Annotated in this window: 20 protein-coding genes; 16 read left to right on the forward strand and 4 right to left on the reverse strand. The window is 66.7% G+C overall.

All coding sequences use genetic code 11. The features are described 5' to 3' along the window. Positions 1-149: 149 nt before the first annotated feature. The 16 genes from GT590_RS12465 to rpmE all read left to right on the forward strand — a co-directional run bounded on the left by GT590_RS12465 (position 150) and on the right by rpmE (position 15,688). Positions 150-1,559 carry an MFS transporter gene (locus GT590_RS12465; protein WP_114550363.1) on the forward strand — a complete coding sequence of 470 codons (1,410 nt, stop codon included), beginning with the start codon at positions 150-152 and terminating at the stop codon, positions 1,557-1,559. Positions 1,560-1,666: 107 nt separating this feature from the next. Then, positions 1,667-2,452, forward strand: coding sequence for a helix-turn-helix transcriptional regulator (locus tag GT590_RS12470; RefSeq protein WP_114550364.1), 786 nt, complete (start codon positions 1,667-1,669; stop codon positions 2,450-2,452). Positions 2,453-2,716: 264 nt separating this feature from the next. After that, positions 2,717-3,514: a 30S ribosomal protein S2 gene (gene rpsB, locus GT590_RS12475; RefSeq protein WP_114550396.1), complete on the forward strand. Its 798-nt coding sequence runs from the start codon at positions 2,717-2,719 to the stop codon at positions 3,512-3,514. Positions 3,515-3,625: 111 nt separating this feature from the next. Beyond that, the gene (gene tsf, locus GT590_RS12480) at positions 3,626-4,486 is read left to right on the forward strand and encodes a translation elongation factor Ts (protein WP_057385030.1); all 861 of its coding nucleotides are present in this window, start codon (positions 3,626-3,628) and stop codon (positions 4,484-4,486) included. A gap of 349 nt (positions 4,487-4,835) precedes the next feature. Further along, entirely contained in the window at positions 4,836-6,125 is a 1,290-nt protein-coding gene (gene murA, locus GT590_RS12485; protein ID WP_114558117.1) for a UDP-N-acetylglucosamine 1-carboxyvinyltransferase, read from the forward strand. Between the two features lie 9 nt (positions 6,126-6,134). Continuing rightward, positions 6,135-7,628, forward strand: coding sequence for an LCP family protein (locus GT590_RS12490; protein ID WP_114558118.1), 1,494 nt, complete (start codon positions 6,135-6,137; stop codon positions 7,626-7,628). A 59-nt stretch (positions 7,629-7,687) separates the two neighbouring features. Further along, positions 7,688-7,921 (forward strand): NifU family protein, encoded by a 234-nt coding sequence (locus GT590_RS12495; RefSeq protein ID WP_009304761.1) that lies wholly within the window; start codon positions 7,688-7,690, stop codon positions 7,919-7,921. A 33-nt stretch (positions 7,922-7,954) separates the two neighbouring features. Continuing rightward, positions 7,955-8,245, forward strand: a complete 291-nt coding sequence (locus tag GT590_RS12500) for a hypothetical protein (protein ID WP_009304760.1) — start codon at positions 7,955-7,957, stop codon at positions 8,243-8,245. Positions 8,246-8,380: 135 nt separating this feature from the next. Then, positions 8,381-9,271, forward strand: coding sequence for a pyridoxal 5'-phosphate synthase lyase subunit PdxS (pdxS, locus tag GT590_RS12505; RefSeq protein WP_009304759.1), 891 nt, complete (start codon positions 8,381-8,383; stop codon positions 9,269-9,271). A gap of 181 nt (positions 9,272-9,452) precedes the next feature. Next, complete coding sequence (pdxT, locus tag GT590_RS12510) at positions 9,453-10,049, forward strand: pyridoxal 5'-phosphate synthase glutaminase subunit PdxT (RefSeq protein ID WP_157003610.1); 597 nt, start codon at positions 9,453-9,455, stop codon at positions 10,047-10,049. A gap of 112 nt (positions 10,050-10,161) precedes the next feature. After that, a complete protein-coding gene (locus tag GT590_RS12515) occupies positions 10,162-10,380 on the forward strand; it encodes a hypothetical protein (RefSeq protein ID WP_009304757.1) in 219 nt (72 codons plus the stop codon). Positions 10,381-10,472: 92 nt separating this feature from the next. Beyond that, on the forward strand, positions 10,473-11,306 hold the full coding sequence (lgt, locus tag GT590_RS12520) for a prolipoprotein diacylglyceryl transferase (RefSeq protein ID WP_009304756.1): 834 nt from the start codon (positions 10,473-10,475) through the stop codon (positions 11,304-11,306). Between the two features lie 175 nt (positions 11,307-11,481). Next, positions 11,482-11,862 carry a desulfoferrodoxin family protein gene (locus GT590_RS12525; RefSeq protein ID WP_009304755.1) on the forward strand — a complete coding sequence of 127 codons (381 nt, stop codon included), beginning with the start codon at positions 11,482-11,484 and terminating at the stop codon, positions 11,860-11,862. 809 nt (positions 11,863-12,671) lie between these two features. Next, complete coding sequence (gene pyk / locus GT590_RS12530; RefSeq protein ID WP_086414717.1) at positions 12,672-14,144, forward strand: pyruvate kinase; 1,473 nt, start codon at positions 12,672-12,674, stop codon at positions 14,142-14,144. A 68-nt stretch (positions 14,145-14,212) separates the two neighbouring features. Further along, positions 14,213-15,118, forward strand: a complete 906-nt coding sequence (gene rhaD / locus GT590_RS12535; protein WP_009608842.1) for a rhamnulose-1-phosphate aldolase — start codon at positions 14,213-14,215, stop codon at positions 15,116-15,118. Between the two features lie 108 nt (positions 15,119-15,226). Further along, positions 15,227-15,688, forward strand: coding sequence for a 50S ribosomal protein L31 (gene rpmE, locus GT590_RS12540; protein ID WP_009304752.1), 462 nt, complete (start codon positions 15,227-15,229; stop codon positions 15,686-15,688). A 160-nt stretch (positions 15,689-15,848) separates the two neighbouring features. On the opposite strand, the gene GT590_RS12545 is transcribed toward rpmE, so the two are convergent. The 4 genes from GT590_RS12545 to GT590_RS12560 form a co-directional block, all read right to left on the reverse strand. After that, entirely contained in the window at positions 15,849-17,063 is a 1,215-nt protein-coding gene (locus GT590_RS12545; protein WP_021410513.1) for a molybdopterin molybdotransferase MoeA, read from the reverse strand. A 90-nt stretch (positions 17,064-17,153) separates the two neighbouring features. Continuing rightward, positions 17,154-18,302, reverse strand: coding sequence for an ABC transporter substrate-binding protein (locus GT590_RS12550; protein ID WP_161171138.1), 1,149 nt, complete (start codon positions 18,300-18,302; stop codon positions 17,154-17,156). A 35-nt stretch (positions 18,303-18,337) separates the two neighbouring features. Beyond that, the gene (locus tag GT590_RS12555) at positions 18,338-19,120 is read right to left on the reverse strand and encodes an ABC transporter ATP-binding protein (RefSeq protein WP_009608858.1); all 783 of its coding nucleotides are present in this window, start codon (positions 19,118-19,120) and stop codon (positions 18,338-18,340) included. Then, positions 19,117-20,202: an iron ABC transporter permease gene (locus GT590_RS12560; RefSeq protein ID WP_227791330.1), complete on the reverse strand. Its 1,086-nt coding sequence runs from the start codon at positions 20,200-20,202 to the stop codon at positions 19,117-19,119. The genes GT590_RS12555 and GT590_RS12560 overlap by 4 nt, the downstream gene beginning before the upstream one ends. Positions 20,203-20,264: the final 62 nt, after the last annotated feature.

A 20,264-nucleotide genomic window follows, 5' to 3' on the forward strand; every position in this document is an offset into this window, starting at 1 on the left:
CCGCGTCGGCCGTGCATCGGTTTCGCAACCGGAGCGTTGCGTGTTCGGAACGCGGGCGAGCCCGCTTCGACCGCGTCGCTACACTGGATGCTTCTGCCGCTTGCAAGAGCCGGAGGCGGGCGGGTTCGCGAACGAGGAAAGGCGGTCGGATGGGAAAGGCGGGCAAGTTCAGGGAAAGCACGGCCAGCATGCTGCCCGTGCTGTTGGCGTGCTCCTTCACGGCCTCGTTCGGGCAGAGCATGATGAACGTCGCCCTGCCCGAGCTGGCGGAGCGCTTCGGCATCACGCTCTCCATCGCGAACTGGGTGATCGTCGGGTACATGGTGGTTGCCGCGACGGCCATCATGCTGGCGGCGTTCATGCTGCGCCGTCTCGGGCTGCGCCGCGTGTTCTTCGTCGGGGCGGGGGCGCTTGCGCTCGGAAGCGCGTTCGCGCTGGTTTCGCAGAACTTCCCCATGTTGTTCGCCAGCCGCCTCGTGCAGGCGGTGGGCACGGGCTTGTTCTTCCCGTCGGTGACGAGCGTCATCATGGCGAACTCGCCGGCGGAGGTGCGCGGCACGCGCCTTGCACTGAACAGCGGCGTCATCGCCGTGGGGCTTGCCGTCAGCCCCACGGTCTCGGGCTTCGCGCTCACGCAGTTCGGGTGGCGCTCGATGTTCGTCGTCTCGCTCGCCATGTCCGCCGCGCTGCTTGCGGTCGGCTTCTTCCGCATCCGCGGCGGTCCTTCGTCGGTCCGCATCCCCATCGACGCGCTCAGCGTGGTGCTGGGCCCGCTCGGGCTGGCCGCGTTTCTGTACGGCCTGGGCGAGATCACCCACGACGCCGGCCCCTCCGTCATCGCGCTGGCGGCGGGCGCAGTGCTGTTGGCCTTGTTCGCCTGGCGCCAGTTCTCGTTGAAGGACCCGCTGCTCGACCTGCATCCTCTTGCCCGTCCTCGGTTCGCCGTGGGCATCTTGCTGGTCATGGTGGGCATGCTCACGTCGTTCTCCATGAGCATCCTGTTGCCGCTGTACTACGAGGGCGCGCTGGGCCGCACGGCGTTCTTTGCCGGCCTGCTGCTGTTGGGGCCCGTGCTGGTGAACGCGGCGTTCACGTTCCTCGGGGGTCGGCTGTTCGACAAGCACGGCGCGTGGCCGCTCATCCCCGCAGGCCTCGTGCTGGTGCTGGCGGGGCAGGCCGCGGCGTTCTTCTCGGCCGAGGGCATGGTCGCCGTCTTGATCATACTGTCGTCGGCGGCCGTGTACGCAGGCGCCGGGTTCGTGGTGGCGCCGTCCAAGACCGCGGCGCTCGGAACGCTGCCGTCCGCGATGTACTCCGCCGGCGCCTCTATCAACTCCACGGCCGTGCAGATCGCCTCGGCCCTCGGCTCGTCGCTGTTCGTCGGCGTGCTGTCGGCCGACGTGCTGCGCGACACGGCCGCGGGCGCGGCGAAGGCGGCGGCGTACGCGTCGGCGTTCGCGCACACGCTCTCGATCGCCGTCGCCATCGCCGTGGCGGGGCTGCTGGTCGCGTTCTTCTATGCGCGCGCCATGCGCAAACCGGCCGGTAAGCAGCGGTGACAACTTCCGGTTGTCGAGAAAAACCGTGAAAAGCATCCGAAAGTTGGTTGAGGGAACCGCGGTTTCGGTGCATGCTGTAGAGAGAAGGCAAGCGAGAGGAGAATCCTATGAGCTTCCGAGACAACCTCCAGCATCTGCGTGGAACGCGCGATTTGAGCCAGGCGCAGCTTGCGACGCTGCTCGGCGTGAGCCGCCAGTCCGTGGCGAAGTGGGAGGCCGAGAAAAGCTACCCCGAGATGGACAAGCTCATCAAGCTGTGCGACCTGTTCGAGTGCTCGCTCGACGACCTCGTGCGAGGCGACTCAACCGGCAGCGCGACGGCGAGCGAGGCGATCGTGGAGGCCGAGCCAGCCTCCGCAGCCACGCCTGTCGATAAGGACGGCTACGACGAGCACATGCGCCGCCGTGCGTGGGATGTCGCTGCGGGCGTGGCGGTGATCGTCATGAGCTTTGGGGTGGCGATGTTCGTGACGGGCGGCGGTTACAACAGCGCGACGGTTTCGGCGAGCATCATCGTCCACCTCGTAGGGATCGCGCTCGGCCTGTGCTTTTTCGTTCCGACGTATCGCAGCCATGCGGCGTTTCGCAAGGAGCATCCGGTGGTCGAGGATTGCTACACGCCGGAGGAGAAGGCGGAAGCGCGCCGTCGGAAGTTGTTCGGCGTCGGTGGCGGTGTCGCGCTGCTTGTCTTGGGCATGTTCATGCCCGGCATGCTCCAATCGATTCAGATGTTCTCGTTCGTGCCGTTGTGGCTGTTCGCTTGCTTCGCCGCCGCAGCCGCTCTGCTCGTCCACTCCGTCATGATGGACCGCCGCGTCGACGTGTCCTTCTACAACGGCGCCCCCGATTTCACGATCCAATCCCTCCTTCGAGGGCGTCGTACTGACTCCTGATCTCGTCGCGCAGCTCGTCTTCGGCTTGAACGTGGGTGCCGCCGTCGGCCGGTCGTGAATTCGCCGCATCCGCTCGCGGTTGTGGGCAACCGCGCACAACCGCGCCCTTTTGCGCTTTCCGCTTGCAAACGCTGGGCGGCGTGGTATAATTCTGCGGTTTCTAATTACGCATGCTTGCGCGACCCGCTCCGCTAGTGGCCAACCGAAAAAGGCTGCGGGGCTCGGGGATGACCGCAGGCAGAGGACTAACGAATGGAGAGAGTCATGACGAAAGTCAGCATCACCTCGCTGCTCGATGCGGGCAGCCACTTCGGCCATCAGACGCGCCGTTGGAACCCCAAGATGAAGCCGTACATCTTCGGCAGCCGCGGGGACATCTACATCATCGACCTCAAGCAGACGCTCGTGGGCCTCGACCAGGCGTACACGTTCGTGTCCGAGCTGGCCAAGAAGGGCGGCACCGTGCTGTTCGTGGGCACGAAGAAGCAGGCCCAGGAGGCCGTCGCCGATGCTGCGAACCGCTGCGGCATGCCCTACGTGAACGCCCGTTGGCTCGGCGGCATGCTGACCAACTTCGTGACCATCCGCTCCCGCGTGAACCGCATGGAGGAGCTGGAGGCCATGGAGGCCGACGGCCGCATGGCCGTGCTGCCCAAGAAGGAGCAGATCCTGCTGCGCAAGGAGCTGTCCAAGCTGCAGACGAACCTCAACGGCATCCGCAACATGAAGCGCACGCCCGACGCCGTGTTTGTGATCGACACGAACCGCGAGGCCATCGCCATCCATGAGTCCCGCCGCCTCGACATCCCCGTGGTGGGCACGCTGGATACGAACTGCGATCCGGACGACGTCGATTACGGCATCCCCGCGAACGACGACGCCATCCGCTCGGTCCGCCTGCTGGCCGACTTCATCGCCGACGCCGTCATCGCCGGCGTGGGCGTGCCGATGACCGCCGCTGACATGGGCGAGGTCGCCGTCGAGGCTGCCGCCGTGGAGGCCGTGGAGGCCCCTGCCGCCGAGGCCGCGCCCGCCGAGGCCGCTGCCCCTGCCGCCGAATAAGCTGATCTGCGCATCTATTGCACTGAACGCGCCGTCGCGCCCTTCCCGCGCGGCGGCGCTCGACACCCCGCCGCGTCCCAAGGCCGCGGCATCGTGAGAGAAAGGAACAACGTGGCTGCTGTTACCGCTTCCATGGTCAAGGAACTCCGTGAAATGACCGGCGCCGGCATGATGGAGTGCAAGAAGGCGCTCGTCGAGGCCGACGGCGACATGGACAAGGCCGTCGACGTGCTGCGCACGCGCGGTCTGGCCGCCGTGGCCAAGAAGGCCGGCCGTGCCACCAACGAAGGCACCGTCATGGCCATCGTCTCCGACGACGCCACGTCCGGCGCGGTCGTCGAGCTGAACTGCGAGACCGACTTCGTGGGCATGAACGACAAGTTCAAGGCCTACGCCGAGAAAATCGCCAAGGCCGCCCTGGCCGCCAAGCCCGCCGACCTCGACGCCCTCAAGGCCGCCGACGCCGAAGGTGAGACGGTGGAAGCCGTTGTCACCGACGCCATCCACACGCTGGGCGAGAACATCCAGCTCGCCCGCTTCGCGGTGGTGGAGGGCGGCGCCGTGTCGTCCTACATCCACGGCGGCGGCAAGATCGGCGTGCTCGTGCAGTTCGATGTCGAGGGCATCGACCCCGCGTCCGACGGCTTCAAGCAGTACGGCCGCGACGTGGCCATGCAGGTTGCCGCCGCCGCTCCGGTGGCCGCCACCCGCGAGGCCGTCGACCCGGCCGTCGTCGAGCACGAGAAGGCCATCTACATGGCTCAGGCCGCCGAGTCCGGCAAGCCCGAGGCCATCCAGGAGAAGATGGCCGTCGGCCGCCTGGAGAAGTTCTTCAAGGAGAGCACGCTGACCGAGCAGGCTTTCGTGAAGAACCCGGACCAGTCCGTGAACGACTACACGGCCGAGGTTGCGAAGAGCCTGGGCGGCGAGATCAAGATCGTCGACTTCAAGCGCTTCGTGCTTGGTGAATAGCTGCGTTCCGGCGGCCTGATGGCCGTCGGAATCGCTCGACGCTGCGAAGCCCCCTCGCACCGATCCTCAGCCCTTTTTCGCTTGCCTTCGCGTACCGAAGTACGCTCAGCCGCGAAACGAGGCGAGGATCGGCACGAGGGGGCTTCTCGCTGTCTTGCTGCGCCAACCTGCGTTTTTCGTTTCGGTACCAGCAGCTATCGGCCCTTCTGCTTTCGTTGTGATGATGGTGGGCGCGCAGCCTCCCTGTTCTTATAATGGTGGGTACCGCGAAGGGCGCCTCGGACGGCGTCCGCCACCCAATGAAACCAACGCCCGGACCCTCGTCGTCGCGGGCGCGGAGGATGCTTCCATGGCTGAAGAGATCATCATCGTACAGGGCAACAACACGCTGGCCGGCGACGTCGCCGTGTCGGGCGCGAAGAACTCGGCGCTCAAGCTGATCGCCGCCGCGCTGCTGGGCCAGGGGGAAACGACCATCCATAACGTCCCGCTCATCTCGGATATCAGCATCATGTCCGACGTGCTGCGCTGTTTGGGCGCGCGGGTGGAGCGCGACGGCCATACGCTGACGGTGGACACCTCCGCCATCGACAAGCACGAGACCCCCTACGAGCTGGTGTCGAAGATGCGTGCGAGCATCTCGGTGCTCGGCCCGCTCGTTGGCCGCTTCGGATGCGCCCGCGTGGCCATGCCGGGCGGCTGTCAGATCGGCGCTCGCAAGATCGACATGCATCTTGTCGGCCTCGAGGCCATCGGCGTGGAGTTCTCCATCGACCACGGCTTCCTTGAGGCCAGCACGCCCAACGGGCTGCACGGCGCGCACGTCGTACTCGACTTCCCCAGTGTGGGAGCAACCGAGAACCTGCTCATGGCCGCCGTGGCGGCCGAGGGCTCCACGGTCATAGAGAACGCCGCGCGCGAACCCGAGATCGTGGATCTTGCGAACATGCTCGTGTCCATGGGGGCGCGCGTCGCGGGCGCGGGCTCGGACATCATCGAGGTCGAGGGCGTGCCGCTTTCTTCGCTGCATCCTTGCGAGCACACGACGGTGGGCGACCGCATCGAGGCCGGCACCTTCCTGGCCGGAGGCGCGCTGACGGGCGGTCCCGTCACCGTGCACGGCATCGATCCGTCGTATCTGCGCGTTGCGCTCATGAAGCTCCGCGCCATGGGCTGCGACGTGGAGACGGGCGACGACTGGATCACCGTGGGCCGCACGCGCCCGCTGGCTCCCATCGACTTGCAGACGCTGCCGCATCCCGGGTTTCCCACCGACCTTCAGGCGCAGTTCATGCTGCTGGCCGCGTTCGCCGACGGCATGTCCGTCATCACCGAGAACGTGTTCGAGAACCGTTTCATGTTCGCCAGCGAGCTCATGCGCATGGGCGCGGACATCGCCATTGAGGACCATCACGCCCTCGTGCGCGGCGTGGACGTGCTGCAGGGCGCCGACGTGTCGTCCACCGATCTGCGCGCCGGGGCGGCTCTCGTGCTGGCCGGCATTGCGGGGGAGGGCGAGACTCGCGTGCACAACATCGGCCATATCGATCGCGGTTACGAGGACTACGTGGGCAAGCTGCGCGCTCTCGGCGCCGATGTCGTGCGCGCTGAAACCGAGCAAGCCCAGATGTCCCGGTAGCGAGCGCCCATGGTCAACAAACGCAAGCAGGGCCTGACGCAGGCTCGTGCGAAACTTACGTCGCATCGCATGAGGTCGGCAACGGTCGGCACCCATGTGCCGCGACGCTCGTCGCGTCATATGAACGGCGAGGCGGTGGGATTCTCCAGCCCGCGCAAAAGGAAGCGCGCGGCTCGCGGCATCGTGGAAACCATTCTGCCCGTCACATCGTCGGGCGAGAGCTCGTCGCAATACGCCCGCCGCGTCAGCCGTCGCGAATTCGCCCAGGACATCCAACGTAAGGCGCGCATCCGCCGCATCGTCGCGATCGCGGTCTGCCTGCTCGTGGCGGTTGCCGTCGCCGCCGCCGTCGGCGTGGCGACGTTCTTCGGGTCGCTCGACGCGAAGCTCGGACTCAAGGATTCCGATGCAGCGTCGGCGCTCGTTGCTCCCAAGGCCGATGCGAAGGCGTTCTACACGGTGGTGTCGGCCGACCTCGATGCGCCGGGCTCGGCGAATGCGACGGACGGCCCCGACGCCATCGCGCTGGTGCGCGTCGACGAGGAGACCCGCGTCGTCACCGTCGTCTCGATTCCGCCTACGCTGCAGGTGTCGCTGAAGGACGGCAAGAAGCACCCGCTGCGCGAGGCTTCGACGCAGGAGGGCGATGCCGCGCTCGTGTCGGCCGTGGCCGACTTCGCAGGGGTGAACGTGGCTCATTACGTGAAGACCGACGCCGAATCCATCGTGCGCCTCGTGGACGCCCTCGGCGGCGTCGAGGTGAACGTGGCCGAGGAGGTGGACGACCCGAACGCGGGCGATGCTTACCTGCCGGCGGGCACCCAGACGCTCGACGGCGCGCAGGCGCTCACGTTTTTGCGCGCCAGCAACTTCTCGAACGGCCTCGAAGTCCAGGCGGCGAACCAGCGCGAGCTGCTCACGGCACTGTCGCTGCGCCTTCTGGGGGAAGGGCGGCTGAGCTTCCTCGCCACGCTCGACAACGTGGGAGGGTCGTTCCAGACCGACCTTTCGGCTGCGGCCGCGCTTTCCGTCGCCGATGCGCTTCGCGGTGTGGACTCTTCCTCGGTGTACGGGGCGCTTGTGCCCGGCTACGAGACCGCGCGCGATGGCGCGAGCTCGTATGTGGTGTCTTCCGATGCCTGGAAGAGCATGATGGAGCTCGTGGCGGCCGGTTCCGAGCCCGTGGTGGAGCAAACGGCGCCCCAGGTGGATCCGGGCAGCTTCACCATCACCGTACGCAACGGCTCGGGCGTGACGGGCGGGGCCGGCCAGATTGCCGACGCGCTGAAAGACCGCGGCTTCGACGTGACCGAGACGGGCAACACCGACACGTACGCTTACGACGAGACGCTCGTCGTGTACAACGACGACGCGTTCGAGGCGGCGGCGGAAACCGTGGTGGCGTCGCTCGGCCTGGGCCGTACGGTGCCCGGGGCGGGTTTCTACACGTTCGATACCGACGTGTTGGTGGTTCTCGGCAAGGATTGGAAGCCCACATCGTAGACTGTGGTAGAATCGGCACCTGAAAGCAAGATGTTCAAGTTCAACGAAGGAGCTTTGCCATGGTAGACAAGAACGATGTGGCGGCGGTGCTCGAGCTCATCCGCCCCAGCCTGCAGGCGGACGGCGGCGATGTGCGCCTCGTCGACGTGAACGAGGACGGCGTGGTGTCGGTGGAGCTGCAGGGTGCCTGCAAGGGCTGCCCCATGTCCCAGATGACGCTGGCCAACGGCGTGGAGCGCATCCTCAAGGAGCGCGTTCCCGGCGTGACGAAGGTCGTTCCGGCCGACCTGTAAACCGGATCGATCTCGAAGGCGAAGGAGGCGGATATGGCGCAGTGTTGGGAACGCCGCGGGTGCGACGAGGAGATGATGTCGCGCTGCCCGCACAACATCCCGGGCGAGCCGTGCCCTGCCGATTGCCGCTTCGCCGCATGCACGCGCTCGACGCACGAGGTGTGCCAGGATTTCAACAAGCTGCTGAATCCCGAGCGCGATTACGACGCGGCCGTCAAGGAGGTGTGTCGCTTCTGCGAGCACTTCCTGGAGCACGGCCCTGGCGTGGCCGAGCGCACTGGCGAAGTCACGAGGCAGGGCAATCCGAACCGGTTTCTGCTCTAGCAGGGCGAACCGGTTCGAAACGCGCGCATCCGCGAGGAGCGCGCGACAATCGCAGCGAGCAACCGCGGCCGTGCAGGACATCTGCGCGGCCGCGCGCTACCCCCATACCAGCAAAGAACCGACGAAAGGGAGACGATGGCAGAGCAGGCTCACGGCACGCTGAAGGTGAAGACCGGGTTCGCGGAGATGATGAAGGGCGGCGTCATCATGGACGTCGTGAACCCCGAGCAGGCGAAGATCGCCGAGGACGCGGGCGCGGTGGCCGTCATGGCCCTGGAGCGCGTTCCCGCCGACATCCGCGCGCACGGCGGCGTGGCCCGCATGAGCGACCCCACCATGATCGAGGGCATCGTGGAGGCCGTGTCCATCCCCGTCATGGCGAAGTGCCGCATCGGGCATTTCGTGGAGGCGCAGGTGCTGCAGAGCCTGGGCGTGGACTTCATCGACGAGAGCGAGGTGCTCACCCCGGCCGACGACGAGTACCATGTGAACAAATGGGACTTCGACGTGCCGTTCGTGTGCGGCGCGCGTAACCTGGGCGAGGCCCTGCGCCGCATCGCCGAGGGCGCGGCCATGATCCGCACGAAGGGCGAGCCGGGCACGGGCAACGTGGTGGAGGCCGTGCGCCACATGCGCACCGTGACCACCGACATCGCCCGCATCAAGGGCCTGCGCGACGAGCAGCTGTTCACGGCTGCGAAGGACCTGCAGGCGCCCTACGAGCTGGTGAAGTGGGTGGCCGAGCACGGGTGCCTCCCCGTGGTGAACTTCTCGGCCGGCGGCATCGCCACGCCCGCCGACGCGGCGCTGATGATGCAGCTGGGCTGCGACGGCGTGTTCGTGGGCAGCGGCATCTTCAAGTCGGGCGATCCGGCCAAGCGCGCCCGGGCCATCGTGGAGGCCACGACGAACTACGACGACCCCGACACCATCGCCCGCGTCTCGCGCGATCTGGGCGAGGCCATGGTGGGCATCGAGATCTCGGACATCCCCGAGAACGAGCTCATGGCCGGCCGCGGCTGGTAAGGCGGGTTCCGGCGGCTTGCCAGCCGCCGGAACTGCTCGACGCTGCGGCGTGCCGAGGTGCCCCGCCTTCGCGCGATGTCGAAGGCTTGCGTACCGAAGTACGCGGCGCCTCCGCCATCGCGCGAATTCGGCGCGCCTCGGCGCCCCTCGCTGACTTACTACGCCAACCAGGGAGGTGTCAATGGAACCTGTGAGAAAGACGATCGGCGTCCTGGCCTTGCAGGGCGCCTTCCGGGAGCATCGGCGGATGCTGGAAGGCCTGGGGGCCGACACGCGCCTCGTGCGCTGGCCATCCGAGCTGGAAAGGCTGGACGGCCTGGTGATCCCGGGCGGCGAGTCCACGGCCATCGCGAAGCTTCTGGCCATCCACGGCATGTACGGGCCGTTGCGCGCCGCGCATGCGGCCGGCATGGCCGTGTTCGGCACGTGCGCCGGTGCCATACTCATGGCGCGCGACATCGAGGGGGCCCGCCCCGACCAGGAGCCGTTGGCGCTGATGGACGTGCGTATCCGCCGCAACGCCTATGGGCGGCAGATCGACTCGTTCGAGACGACGGTGCCGTGGGCGGGCATCGAAGGAGGGCCGGTGAAGGGCGTGTTCATCCGCGCCCCGCGCTTCGCCGACCTCGGCGCGGGCGTGGAGGTGCTCAGCACGTCCGAGGACGGCGAGCCGCTGGCCGTCCGCGAAGGCCGCGCGCTGGCCGCGGCGTTCCATCCCGAGCTCACCGACGATTCCCGCGTGCATGCTTTCTTCCTGGAGCGCGTCGTCGGGTCGTGAGGAGCCTCTCCTGCGTTGCCGGGGCGTTTCCAATCGCGGGAGCGCGCTCGACGAGTTCTGCTACAATGAAGATGAAGGAAGGCGGGCGACGAAGCGAGAGGAGCGTGAACCTATGAGCAAAGGCGTGACCTGTCCTGCGTGCGGGGCGGTCGGTTTGGACGTGTGCCGTTACGAGTCCATGATGGTGGTGCGCGCCGATCTCGCGATGTTCACGCTGCGCTGCCCGCACTGCAAAGCCACCGTGTCCAGCATGCAGCCCATCCCGCCGCAGCTGTACGAGGAGGTGCGGTTCGCCGCCCTCGAAGTGGGCGCCGGCATGGGCCTTGAGTAGCGGTTCCGCCGGCATCGTGCCGGCGGAACTTTTTTCTATGCGGTTCGAACGACAACCGAATGCCCGTGCCGCGCGGGCTGCGAAGGAACGACATGCTCAACGACATCTACCAATCCATCGATCCCGTCCTGTTCGCGTTCGGCCCGTTCACCGTGCGCTGGTACGGCGTCGCCTACGTGCTGGGCTTCGTTTTCGCGGGCCTCGTCATCTGGCGCGTCGCGCGCCGCTGGCGCGTGCGTGTGGATGCGGATTCACTGCTGACCATCATGTTCTGCGTCATCATAGGCGTCATCGTGGGCGGACGGCTGGGTTACGTGCTGTTCTACGGCGAGGGGTACTATTTCCAGCATCCCGAGCAGATCCTCGCGTTCAACAAAGGCGGTATGAGCTTCCACGGCGGGCTTATAGGCGCGCTTTTGGCGGGCATCGCGGCTGCGAAGCTCACTCGTATCCCGTACCTCACGTTGGCCGACCTCGGCTGCATCGGCGCGCCGCTGGGCCTGCTGTTCGGCCGCTGCGCGAACTTCATCAACGGCGAGCTGTGGGGCGCGCCCACCGACGCCGCCTGGGGCGTGGTGTTCGGAGGCGCCGCGGGCACGATGCCGCGCCATCCGTCGCAGCTTTACGAGGCCTTTCTCGAGGGAGTCGTCATCTTCGCCGTACTGTATCTGCTGTCGCGACGCATGCCGCCGCGTCCGCGCGGCACGTTTCTGGGCACGTTCCTCGTCATGTACGGATGCTTCCGCTTCCTCGTCGAGTTCGTGCGCGAGCCCGACGCGCAGCTGGGCTATCTATGGGGTGGCTGGCTTACCATGGGGCAGCTGTTATCGGTGCCGCTGATCCTCGTGGGCGCCGGCGTGCTGGTTTATGCGCTTGTCGTGAAAAAGCCCCAAAAAGGGCTTCCTGAAATGAAACAATCTGAGTAACATATAAGGGAATCGAACGCACGGCTCCTCGAGGCTTCGACTCGCTAAGCCGTGCGATTGGTTACGGTTCGGCGGCAACCTTGCCTGCGGTAACGGTTTGCTTGCCGGGCGAAGCTAAACTGGCAACAGATCATATTGGCTGCAAGTTTTATCAGACGACGAAGGGGGACTTCCCATGGATCTCAAGTTCTACAAGTGCATGCACTGCGGCAACATCGCCATCAAGCCGTTCGACGCGGGCGTGCCGCTGGTGTGCTGTGGCGAGAAGATGACCGAGCTCACTGCCAATACCACCGATGCCGCGGTCGAGAAGCACGTGCCCGTGGTGCGCGTCGACGGCTCGAACGTGCACGTCGAGGTGGGCAGCACGCTGCATCCCATGACTCCGGAGCACTACATCACGTTCATCTGCCTGGTCACGAAGAACGGCTACCAGATCGTCGAGCTGACGCCGGAGGATGCTCCCGTCGCCGACTTCGCCATTGCCGAAGGCGATGAGGCTCTCAAGGTGTACGAGTACTGCAACCTGCACGGCCTTTGGGTCGCTGAGGTGTAGACGGCCCTGCGTTTAGCGCATGACGCGCCCGTCCCGCTTCGCGGGGCGGGCGTTTTCGTTTGCGTCGCGGTCGGCGCGCGTGTTTCCGCTGCGGATGTTTCACGTGAAACATTTGTTCTGAATGGGCGTTTAGACACTCGTTCGGTCGCGTTTGGCGTTTTGCCCGCGCGGCGCGGCTGCGCGGGGTTCGCACCATGCGTCGCGCTTGCCGCCCGAGCGGCCCATCCCCGCATCCGTCTCGCCCGCGCGCCATGGCCTCCGAGCTTTCGACGGTTCCTCGGATGGCGAAAAAGCATCGAATTCGGAAGTCCCCGACGGTGCTGCGGGTTCGTCGGGAGGCCTCCTCCTGTATCGCTCCTGGTCGCGGGCGTCCCTTCTTTCGCCGCCGCGCGCAGGGTTCCACCGAGGCGCTCGATTTCTTCCGAATTCGATGCTTCGCCATCAGGGGAGCCTCCGTGCGTCTGCAAGCTGCTTGGGAGGTCGTCCGACGGGGCGTGCGATCCCTGGGGCGAGACGTTTTCTCGGGAGGTCATGCGCCAGGCGTGCGGTCGGGACGTCTGCTCGGAAGGGAAGAGCATGCATGTCGCCATCCTGAGTTAGCGGATATCCGTTCGCCATCCTGGGCGCGCGCAAGCGAGTCGAAGGATCTCGCGCAGCGCGCGAGGATCCGAAGGCGGCTTCGAAGCCCGTTGCGGCTCGGAGACCCCGCGCTTGTGTGCAGACTCGTCGGATTGGCGCGGCGCGACGGGGGCTCGCGGGGATTTCACGGTATGATGGATCCCACGGAACGGGCGCGATCGAGGAGGAGCATGGCAAGACGCACGAAGATCGTTTGCACGCTGGGACCTGCCGTCGACGACGAGGCCGCCCTGCGCGGGCTGCTGTCCGCCGGCATGGACGTGGCGCGCTTCAACTTCTCGCACGGCTCGCACGACGAACACCGGGCGCGCATGGATCTGCTGAAACGCGTGCGTCGCGACCTCGGCTCGCCGTGCGCCATCCTGCTGGATACTCGCGGCCCCGAGATCCGCACGGGCGCGCTTGCGGGCGGGCGTCCCGTGGAGCTGCGGGAGGGCGGTTCCCTCGTGCTCACCGAGCGCGTGGTGGACGGCACGGCGCAGCTGGTCTCGCAAACCTGCGCGGGGTTGGCGCGCGTCGTCGGGCCCGGCCAGCCCATCCTGCTGGACGACGGGCTCATCGAGCTTCGGGTGGAGGCGGTCGAAGGCTCGGACATCCGCTGCACGGTGCGCAACAGCGGGCTGTTGGGCGAGCGCAAGTCCGTCAACATCCCCGGCGCCAGCGTGCCGCTGCCCGTGATGACCGACCAGGATCGGGCCGACCTCGTCTTCGGCATCGATCAGGACGTCGACTTCGTAGCGGCCTCGTTCGTGCGCAACGCCGAGGGCGTGCGCGAGTTGCGGCGTTTCCTCGACGAGCACGGCGGCGAGGGCGTGTGCTTGATCGCGAAGATCGAATGCGCCGAGGCGGTGGAGAACTTCGAGGGCATCATCGAAGCGGCCGACGGCGTGATGGTGGCGCGTGGCGACTTGGGCGTGGAGGTGCCGGCTCACAAGGTGCCGCACATCCAGAAGGAGATCATCCGCGCGTCGAACCGTGCGTCGAAGCCGGTGATCACGGCAACCCAGATGCTGGACTCTATGATACGCAACCCGCGTCCTACGCGCGCCGAGGTGGGCGACGTGGCGAACGCCATCTACGATGGCACCGATGCCGTGATGCTGTCGGGCGAGACGGCTGGCGGGCGCTACCCGGTGGAGGCCGTGCGCATGATGGCGCGCATCGCCGAGTCGAGCGAGCCCTACTTGTTCGACGAGCGCGCGCCCGACCGCAGCCGCGACAAGGCGCGCGTGGCGCTGGCCGTAGGGCTGGCCGCCGTGCAGACGGCCGAGAACGTGGGCGCCGCTTGCATCGTCGCGCCTACGATGTCCGGTCGCACGGCGCGCCTCGTGTCGAACCTGCGCCCGCGCGTGCCCATCCTCGCGGTCACGCCGTTTCCGCGCGTCATGCGCCAGCAGCAGCTCAACTGGGGCGTGACGCCCATGCTCGGCGATGTGCAGGGCGACATGCGCCACGTCGTCGAGCAGGCGCACGACGCCGTGCTGGAGAACGGGCTCGTGCGACCGGGCGACCTCGCGGTGTTCACGGCGGGCGATCCCTCCACGAGTCCCACCATCGGCGAGCCGGGCGACGGCGCGGCGGCCGCCACCAACGTGATGTACGTCGTGCAGATACGTCCCGGCGAAGGCGACGGCGGGCTATAGGCCGCGGCGGACGGTGCCGGCCGTATGCGGCAGATAACGGACGATAGGCTTCGGATAAGGAGTTGACCATGGGTTTCTTCGACAATGCGCAGGAAGTGCTCGACCGCGGCGTGTCGGCGGCGAAGGGCGCCGTCTCGGGCGTGGCGGTGGAGCAGCAGGCGTTCGTGAAAGGGTTCGCGCGCCTGTGCAGCGAGGGCTCGAGCCAGGGATGGCATGAGAGCAACGGCGGCAACGCGTCGTACCGGCTTGCGCCGGAGGACGTGGCATCCAGCCGCTCGTTCTTCTACGACAATCCCAGCTCGTGGGTGCCGCTAGGCGTGCAGGTCGCCAACCTGGGCGGTGAGTTCTTCCTGGTGACGGCCGCGGGAGCGCACATGCGCAACGTGGCGCTGGACCCCGACACGGGCGCGGGCATCGTGGAGGTCAACGCCGCGGGCGACGCGTGGCGCATCGTGTGGGGTTTCAAGAACGGCGGCGTGCCCACGAGCGAGTTCCCCAGCCACGCAGCCATCCAGTCGGTACGCAAGGAGGCGACCGGCGGCACGGGCCGGGTGCTGTACCACGCCCATCCCGCAAACGTGGTGGCGCTGACCAACGTGCTGCCGCTCGATGCGCGCACGTTCACCCGTGCGCTGTGGAAGATGCTGATGGAGGCCATGATCGCGTTTCCGAAGGGCATCGGAGTAGTGCCGTGGATGGTGCCGGGCGGCCCCGAGATCGCCAGCGCCACGGCCGACGCCATGCGCGTCTACGACGCATGCGTTTGGGCTCACCACGGCCTGTTCTGCGCTGGGAACGACTTCGACTCGACGTTCGGGCTGGCGCAGACCATCGACAAGGCCGCGACCGTCTACGCGCAGGCGCGCGCGATGAACGGCGGCAGCGACCGGTTCGCCAGCGCCATTCCCGACGAGGGCCTGCGCGGCATCGCCGAGGCGTACCATCTTCCGGTGAACGAGGCGTTCCTCGCTTAGGTTGGGAATTTCCGGAGAAAACGCGTGCGTTGCGGCGTCGACTGTGCTATAGTGCAAAGGCTTGTCTTCGCCTTGGTCGGAAACCAAGGCCCGTAAAGGAGAACCATAATGAAACAGGGTATTCATCCGGAGTACGTGGACTGCACGGTCAAGTGCAGCTGCGGCAACACGTTCCAGACCCGTTCGACGAAGCCTGAGCTGAAGATCGACATCTGCAATGTGTGCCATCCGTTCTACACCGGCCAGCAGCGCTTCGTCGACACCGGCGGACGCGTCCAGCGCTTCGCCGACAAGTTCGGTGCCGCAAAGGAGACCGTGGCCGAGCGCGAGGCCGCCAAGAAGGCCGCGCGTGCCGCCGCTATCGCCGAGGCCGAGGCCAAGAAGAAGGCCGAGCGCGAGGCGAAGGCCGCCGAGAAGGCCAAGCGCGCCGAGGAGTTCGCCAAGAAGTCCGAAGCCGAGGCTAAGAAGGCCGCCGAGGCTGAGGCTGCCGCCGAGACCGCTCCCGAGGCTACGGCCGAGGAAGCCGCCGCGGTGGACGCCCTCGTCGAAGAGGCTCCTGCCGCCGAATAGCGCTTCTGCAGCAAGCACAGCGAACGGCTCGGTCGATGACCGGGCCGTTCGTGCGTCCAGGGACGATCCGCGCGCGTTGTCGCCCGAAAGCCGTGGTTTTCGCCCTCGAAGCGCGGCTTTCGGGCGACAACGGCATCGGTGGGGCCGCTTCAGGCGCGCCCTAGCCTTGATCGACGAACTCCTCGCCGCGCAGCAACTCCACGTCCAAAAGGTCGCCTTCGGCCCATCCCGCTTCGCCGAGGGGCGAGACGCGTTGGGCGTTCGACGTCATGCACGCGGCCAGCTCCCCGGCTTTGAAATCGAGGAAGTGCGCCGCGTAGCCCTCGTCGTCGCGCGTCACGTGTACGCGGGCTATGTTCGCCATCTTGGGGATGCTCGTCTTCGCGGCATCCGCCCGCGCCTGCACGACGGGGCGGCGGCGCAGCGGAATTCCCAGGATGCGCGCCGTGATCGCTTGCAGGCACCATTCGGAGCCGAAGTAGGCGGCCATGGTGGGGCCGGGCAGATCGACGACCGGTTTGCCGTCGGCTACGGCCAGCATGAGCGGCCGTCCCGGCACGGCGGCGATGTAATGGTGCACCACCTGCCCGCGGCGTTCGACCAGCTTCACGTTGAAATCCTCCTCGCCGAGGGCCGATCCCCCGTTGACCACCACGACGTCGGCGGTGGCGAGCGCCGCCTCGAAGGCGCGTTCGAGCTCGACGGGATCGTCGTGCACGAGGGGGAACACCACGGGTTCGGCACCGTACTCGATGAGGAGGTGCTTGCACATGAGGCTGTTCGTGTCCACGTTTTGACCTCGTCGGGGCTTGATGCCTGCGGGTACGAGCTCGCTGCCCGTGGGAATGAACGCCACGCGCGGTTTGACGCGCACGGGCACCATCGTGGCGCCGCCCATGGCGAGAGCGGCCAGGTCGGTGGGTCGGATAATGCTGCCGGCGCTCATGAGCGGCTCGCCCGCGCGCAGCGTGGAGCCGGCGGGCCGCACGCCCGAACCGGGCTCGACGGTCACGTCGTCGTCGAACGTTACCGATCCGTCCTCCCGAACGACCGCCTTCTCGATCATCACCACGGCGTCGAACGCGTCGGGGAAGTCGTCTCCGGTGTCGGCGCGCACGTAATCCACGCCGGGCTTCCAGCTGCTCGTGTCGGGCATGCCGTTCGCGAACGCTGCCGACTTCACCGCGATACCGTCGAACGACGAGGCGCGCACCACCGGCAGCGTGTTCGTCGACGCCAGGTCGCAGGCGAGCACGCGTCCCACCGCGTCGTCGAGCGCCACGTACTCGACGCTCCTCGCCGGCTCCCATGCTGCGAAGAAGTCGGCCAGCGCCTCTTCGCGCGACGGGAAACCGTCCATGATCTTCTCTCCCATATGCATCTCCTCGTACCGTTTTTCGTTGATCATAGCAGGAAAGCCCGGCGCGCGCCGGGCTTTCCGTGGACGTGCGATCGATGCGGTGCCCTATGCCTTGGGCTGCGCGTTCGCGGCGATCTCGTTGAACTCGGACTCGCTCAGGTCGTAGCCGTAGAACGTCTTGAAGTAGCCTGCGACCGTCTTGTACAGGTCGTTGTCGTACTGCTCGGGGTACAGCAGGCGCGGCAGCCACTGCATGCCCAGCACCTGGTTCACCGTCGGCGGGCTGTTCAGCCAGTTCCACGGCGTGCCGGGCACCTTGTAATAGGAGCCGTTCTTGACGGCGGACAGGTCGGCGAAGGCCGCATCGGAGCCCACCGTGTCGTAGATGCTGTCCGGGCCGAACAGGATGACCGCAGGATCCCAGATAGCCAGCTGTTCCATGCCGATCTCGACGCCGGCGCTGCTGCCGGACACCTTGCCCAGGTCAGCGACGTTGTCGGCCACGAGGTCGATCACCTGGCCCTGGTAGGAGTTCTTCGCGATGGTGTTCGTCCCCTTGTCGCCGAGCAGGTACGCCACCTTCGCGCGGTCGCCCTCGGGAATCTTGCTCATGACGGATACGGTCTCGTCGTAGGCGGCCTTGCAGTAGTCGGACAGCTCCTTGCCGCGATCCTCCATGCCCAACAGCTCGCCGAGCTTCTCGTAGGCTGCGCCGTAGTCCTCCATCTTCGTCTCGATGACCACCACGGGGATGCCCAGCTGCTGCTGCATCGTGTCGAGGTCCTCTTTCATGCCGTCTTTGATCTCGCCGGTGTCGATGAGGATCTGCGCACCGGATGCGGCGACGGCCTCCTTGTTGAGGTCGCCTTTCGCTCCGAACGCGGCTCCTGTCACGGGCAGGTTGGCGTAGTCGCCTCCCAGGTACTTCGCCTGGTCGGCCGTGAGCTCCGTCGAGATCGTCACCAGCTTGTCCGGTGCCATCGTAAGCAGGACCTGCGTGGCGGTGTGGCCCGCCGGCGCGATGCGGTCGATCTTCGCGGGCACTTCCACCGTGCGTCCGGCCGAGTCGGTGAACGTGCGCGTCTCGTTCTGCGTCGCCTGATCGGTTTGCGCGGCGCCGTCGGCGCTCTCGGGTGCGTTCTGCGACGGAGCCTGCGAGCATCCGTTCAGCGCGAACGCCAGTCCCAGACATAGCGCGCCTACGACCAGCAGACGTTTCGCCCAGGGCATGCTCCTTGCGGTAATCCCTCCCATAGAATCTTCCTTTCTTCGACTTCGTTGCCTTGCGTTTATCGCTCTATCTCGCGTACGGGCACGCACACGCGCACCTTGTCGCCGTATAGGGAATTGACCTCCACGTCCACGTCGTAGATGGTGCTGACCAGCTCTTTGGTAATGACGTCTTTGGGGCTTCCGAAGGCGTGCACGCGTCCGTCGTTGATGACGAGCGTTTGGTCGGCGTAAAGAAACGCCTGATCGGGCTGGTGCGTCGATTGGACTATGCTCATGCCTTCGCGCGCGAGCTGGCGCACGGTGGACAGTACGCGCACGGTGTTGCCGTAATCGAGCGCGCTCGTAGGCTCGTCCATGATGATGGTGCGGGCGTTCTGCGCGATGGCGCGCGCGATGAGGACCAGCTGGCGCTCTCCGCCCGATATCTGCGTGTAGGAGCGATGACCCAGATGGGCGATGCCCACGCGCTCGAGCGCATCCCACGCCCGGTCGACGTGCATGCGCTTCGGCGTGGAGAACAAACCTATCCCGCCGCCCGCGCTCATCAGCACCACGTCGAGCACGTCGTAGGCGTAAGTGGACGAATGCGATTGAGGGATGTAGGCGACCTCGCTCGCGCGCTCGCGGATGGAGATCGAGCGCAGGTCCTTCCCGTTCACGCGGATGCTGCCCGTCCAGCCGTTGTTGAGGCACAGGATGCATCGGAACAGGGTCGATTTGCCTACGCCGTTGGGCCCCAGCACGTTCACCAGCGTGTTGTCGGGGATGCGGAAGCTCAGGTCGCGCAGCACATGGTGGCTGCCGTACGAGAAGCTGAGGTGTTCGACATCGATGCTCATAGCCCCTGCTTCCTCCTCGTGATGAGGTACAGGAAGAACGGCGCTCCCACGAACGCGGTCAGGATGCCGATGGGTATCTCGGAGCTGGCCACGAGGCGCGCCACGTCGTCGACGATGAGCAGGAAGCTGGCGCCCATGAGCATGCTGGCGGGCAGCAGCTTGCGGTAGTCGCAGCCGACGATCATGCGCGCGAAGTGGGGGATGACGAGGCCTACCCAGCCGATCATGCCCGAGATTGACACGCTGGCGGCGGTGACGAGGGTGGCGGCCAAGATGACGATGAGCCGCACGCGACGGGCGTTCACGCCCATGGTGGAGGCTTCGTCGTCGCCCATGGTGAGCACGTTGATGCGCCAGCGCAAGGCGAACAGCGCCGCGAGACCGATTGCGATGGGAGGCAGCGCGAAAGCCATGTCGCTCCATTTGGCGCCGGTCAGACTGCCCATGAGCCAGTAGGTGATGGCGGCCAGCTGGTCGGTAGGGTCGGCGATGAGCTTGGTGAACGACACGCCCGCCTGGAACAGCGAGCTGACCATGACGCCGGCCAGCACCACGATGAGCAGATGGTTGCCCTTGGCGCGCGTGCCGACGGCCAGCACCAGCAGCACGGCGGCGATGGAGCAGGCGAACGCGAACAGCGAGATGCCGAGCGAGCCGAGTCCCAGCAGGATGGCCACTGCGGCGCCGAACGCCGCGCCCTGCGAAGCTCCGAGGATATCGGGGGAGACGAGCGGGTTCTGGAACGTGCCCTGGTAGGCGGCGCCGGCAGTAGCCAGGCTGCAGCCCACCATGAGCGCGAGCGCGATGCGCGGCAGACGCACCTGGAAGAACAGCGTCTCTTGCTGGGAGGTCCAGAACGGGTCGATGGGGAGCGCCAGGTTGGCCAGCATGCCGACAGCCTCGATCGGGGTGATGGGGTAGCGGCCCAGCATGAGCGAGGCCAGCGTGCTCGCCAGGACGAGCGCGCCGAGCGCGACTAGGATGAGCGTGCCATGCCGCGCGCTTCGGCGGGAAGCGCATTGAGCCGCCGCCTTATCGTCGCGCGGCCGAGGGGCCGGCCCCTCGGTGCTTCCGGCGCTCATAGCGCCGGAAGCACCTTCCCCATCCTCCAGCATGTCTTCAACAGCTTCTATTGCCCTCGTCC

Origin of the sequence: Eggerthella sp. BIOML-A1 (assembly GCF_009875595.1) — a bacterium.
Classification (GTDB): Bacteria; Actinomycetota; Coriobacteriia; order Coriobacteriales; family Eggerthellaceae; genus Eggerthella; species Eggerthella lenta.

What these genes read in the sequence shown, in the direction of transcription:
- GT590_RS12560 (WP_227791330.1), bottom strand. Translation starts at nt 20,202, where the DNA reads ATGAGCGCCGGAAGCACCGAGGGGCCGGCCCCTCGGCCGCGCGACGAT.
- GT590_RS12490 (WP_114558118.1), top strand. Translation starts at nt 6,135, where the DNA reads ATGGTCAACAAACGCAAGCAGGGCCTGACGCAGGCTCGTGCGAAACTT.
- pdxT (WP_157003610.1), top strand. Translation starts at nt 9,453, where the DNA reads ATGGAACCTGTGAGAAAGACGATCGGCGTCCTGGCCTTGCAGGGCGCC.
- rpmE (WP_009304752.1), top strand. Translation starts at nt 15,227, where the DNA reads ATGAAACAGGGTATTCATCCGGAGTACGTGGACTGCACGGTCAAGTGC.
- GT590_RS12470 (WP_114550364.1), top strand. Translation starts at nt 1,667, where the DNA reads ATGAGCTTCCGAGACAACCTCCAGCATCTGCGTGGAACGCGCGATTTG.
- GT590_RS12555 (WP_009608858.1), bottom strand. Translation starts at nt 19,120, where the DNA reads ATGAGCATCGATGTCGAACACCTCAGCTTCTCGTACGGCAGCCACCAT.
- GT590_RS12550 (WP_161171138.1), bottom strand. Translation starts at nt 18,302, where the DNA reads ATGGGAGGGATTACCGCAAGGAGCATGCCCTGGGCGAAACGTCTGCTG.
- rhaD (WP_009608842.1), top strand. Translation starts at nt 14,213, where the DNA reads ATGGGTTTCTTCGACAATGCGCAGGAAGTGCTCGACCGCGGCGTGTCG.
- GT590_RS12495 (WP_009304761.1), top strand. Translation starts at nt 7,688, where the DNA reads ATGGTAGACAAGAACGATGTGGCGGCGGTGCTCGAGCTCATCCGCCCC.
- GT590_RS12545 (WP_021410513.1), bottom strand. Translation starts at nt 17,063, where the DNA reads ATGGGAGAGAAGATCATGGACGGTTTCCCGTCGCGCGAAGAGGCGCTG.
- pdxS (WP_009304759.1), top strand. Translation starts at nt 8,381, where the DNA reads ATGGCAGAGCAGGCTCACGGCACGCTGAAGGTGAAGACCGGGTTCGCG.
- GT590_RS12525 (WP_009304755.1), top strand. Translation starts at nt 11,482, where the DNA reads ATGGATCTCAAGTTCTACAAGTGCATGCACTGCGGCAACATCGCCATC.
- GT590_RS12465 (WP_114550363.1), top strand. Translation starts at nt 150, where the DNA reads ATGGGAAAGGCGGGCAAGTTCAGGGAAAGCACGGCCAGCATGCTGCCC.
- rpsB (WP_114550396.1), top strand. Translation starts at nt 2,717, where the DNA reads ATGACGAAAGTCAGCATCACCTCGCTGCTCGATGCGGGCAGCCACTTC.
- GT590_RS12500 (WP_009304760.1), top strand. Translation starts at nt 7,955, where the DNA reads ATGGCGCAGTGTTGGGAACGCCGCGGGTGCGACGAGGAGATGATGTCG.
- pyk (WP_086414717.1), top strand. Translation starts at nt 12,672, where the DNA reads ATGGCAAGACGCACGAAGATCGTTTGCACGCTGGGACCTGCCGTCGAC.
- GT590_RS12515 (WP_009304757.1), top strand. Translation starts at nt 10,162, where the DNA reads ATGAGCAAAGGCGTGACCTGTCCTGCGTGCGGGGCGGTCGGTTTGGAC.
- lgt (WP_009304756.1), top strand. Translation starts at nt 10,473, where the DNA reads ATGCTCAACGACATCTACCAATCCATCGATCCCGTCCTGTTCGCGTTC.
- murA (WP_114558117.1), top strand. Translation starts at nt 4,836, where the DNA reads ATGGCTGAAGAGATCATCATCGTACAGGGCAACAACACGCTGGCCGGC.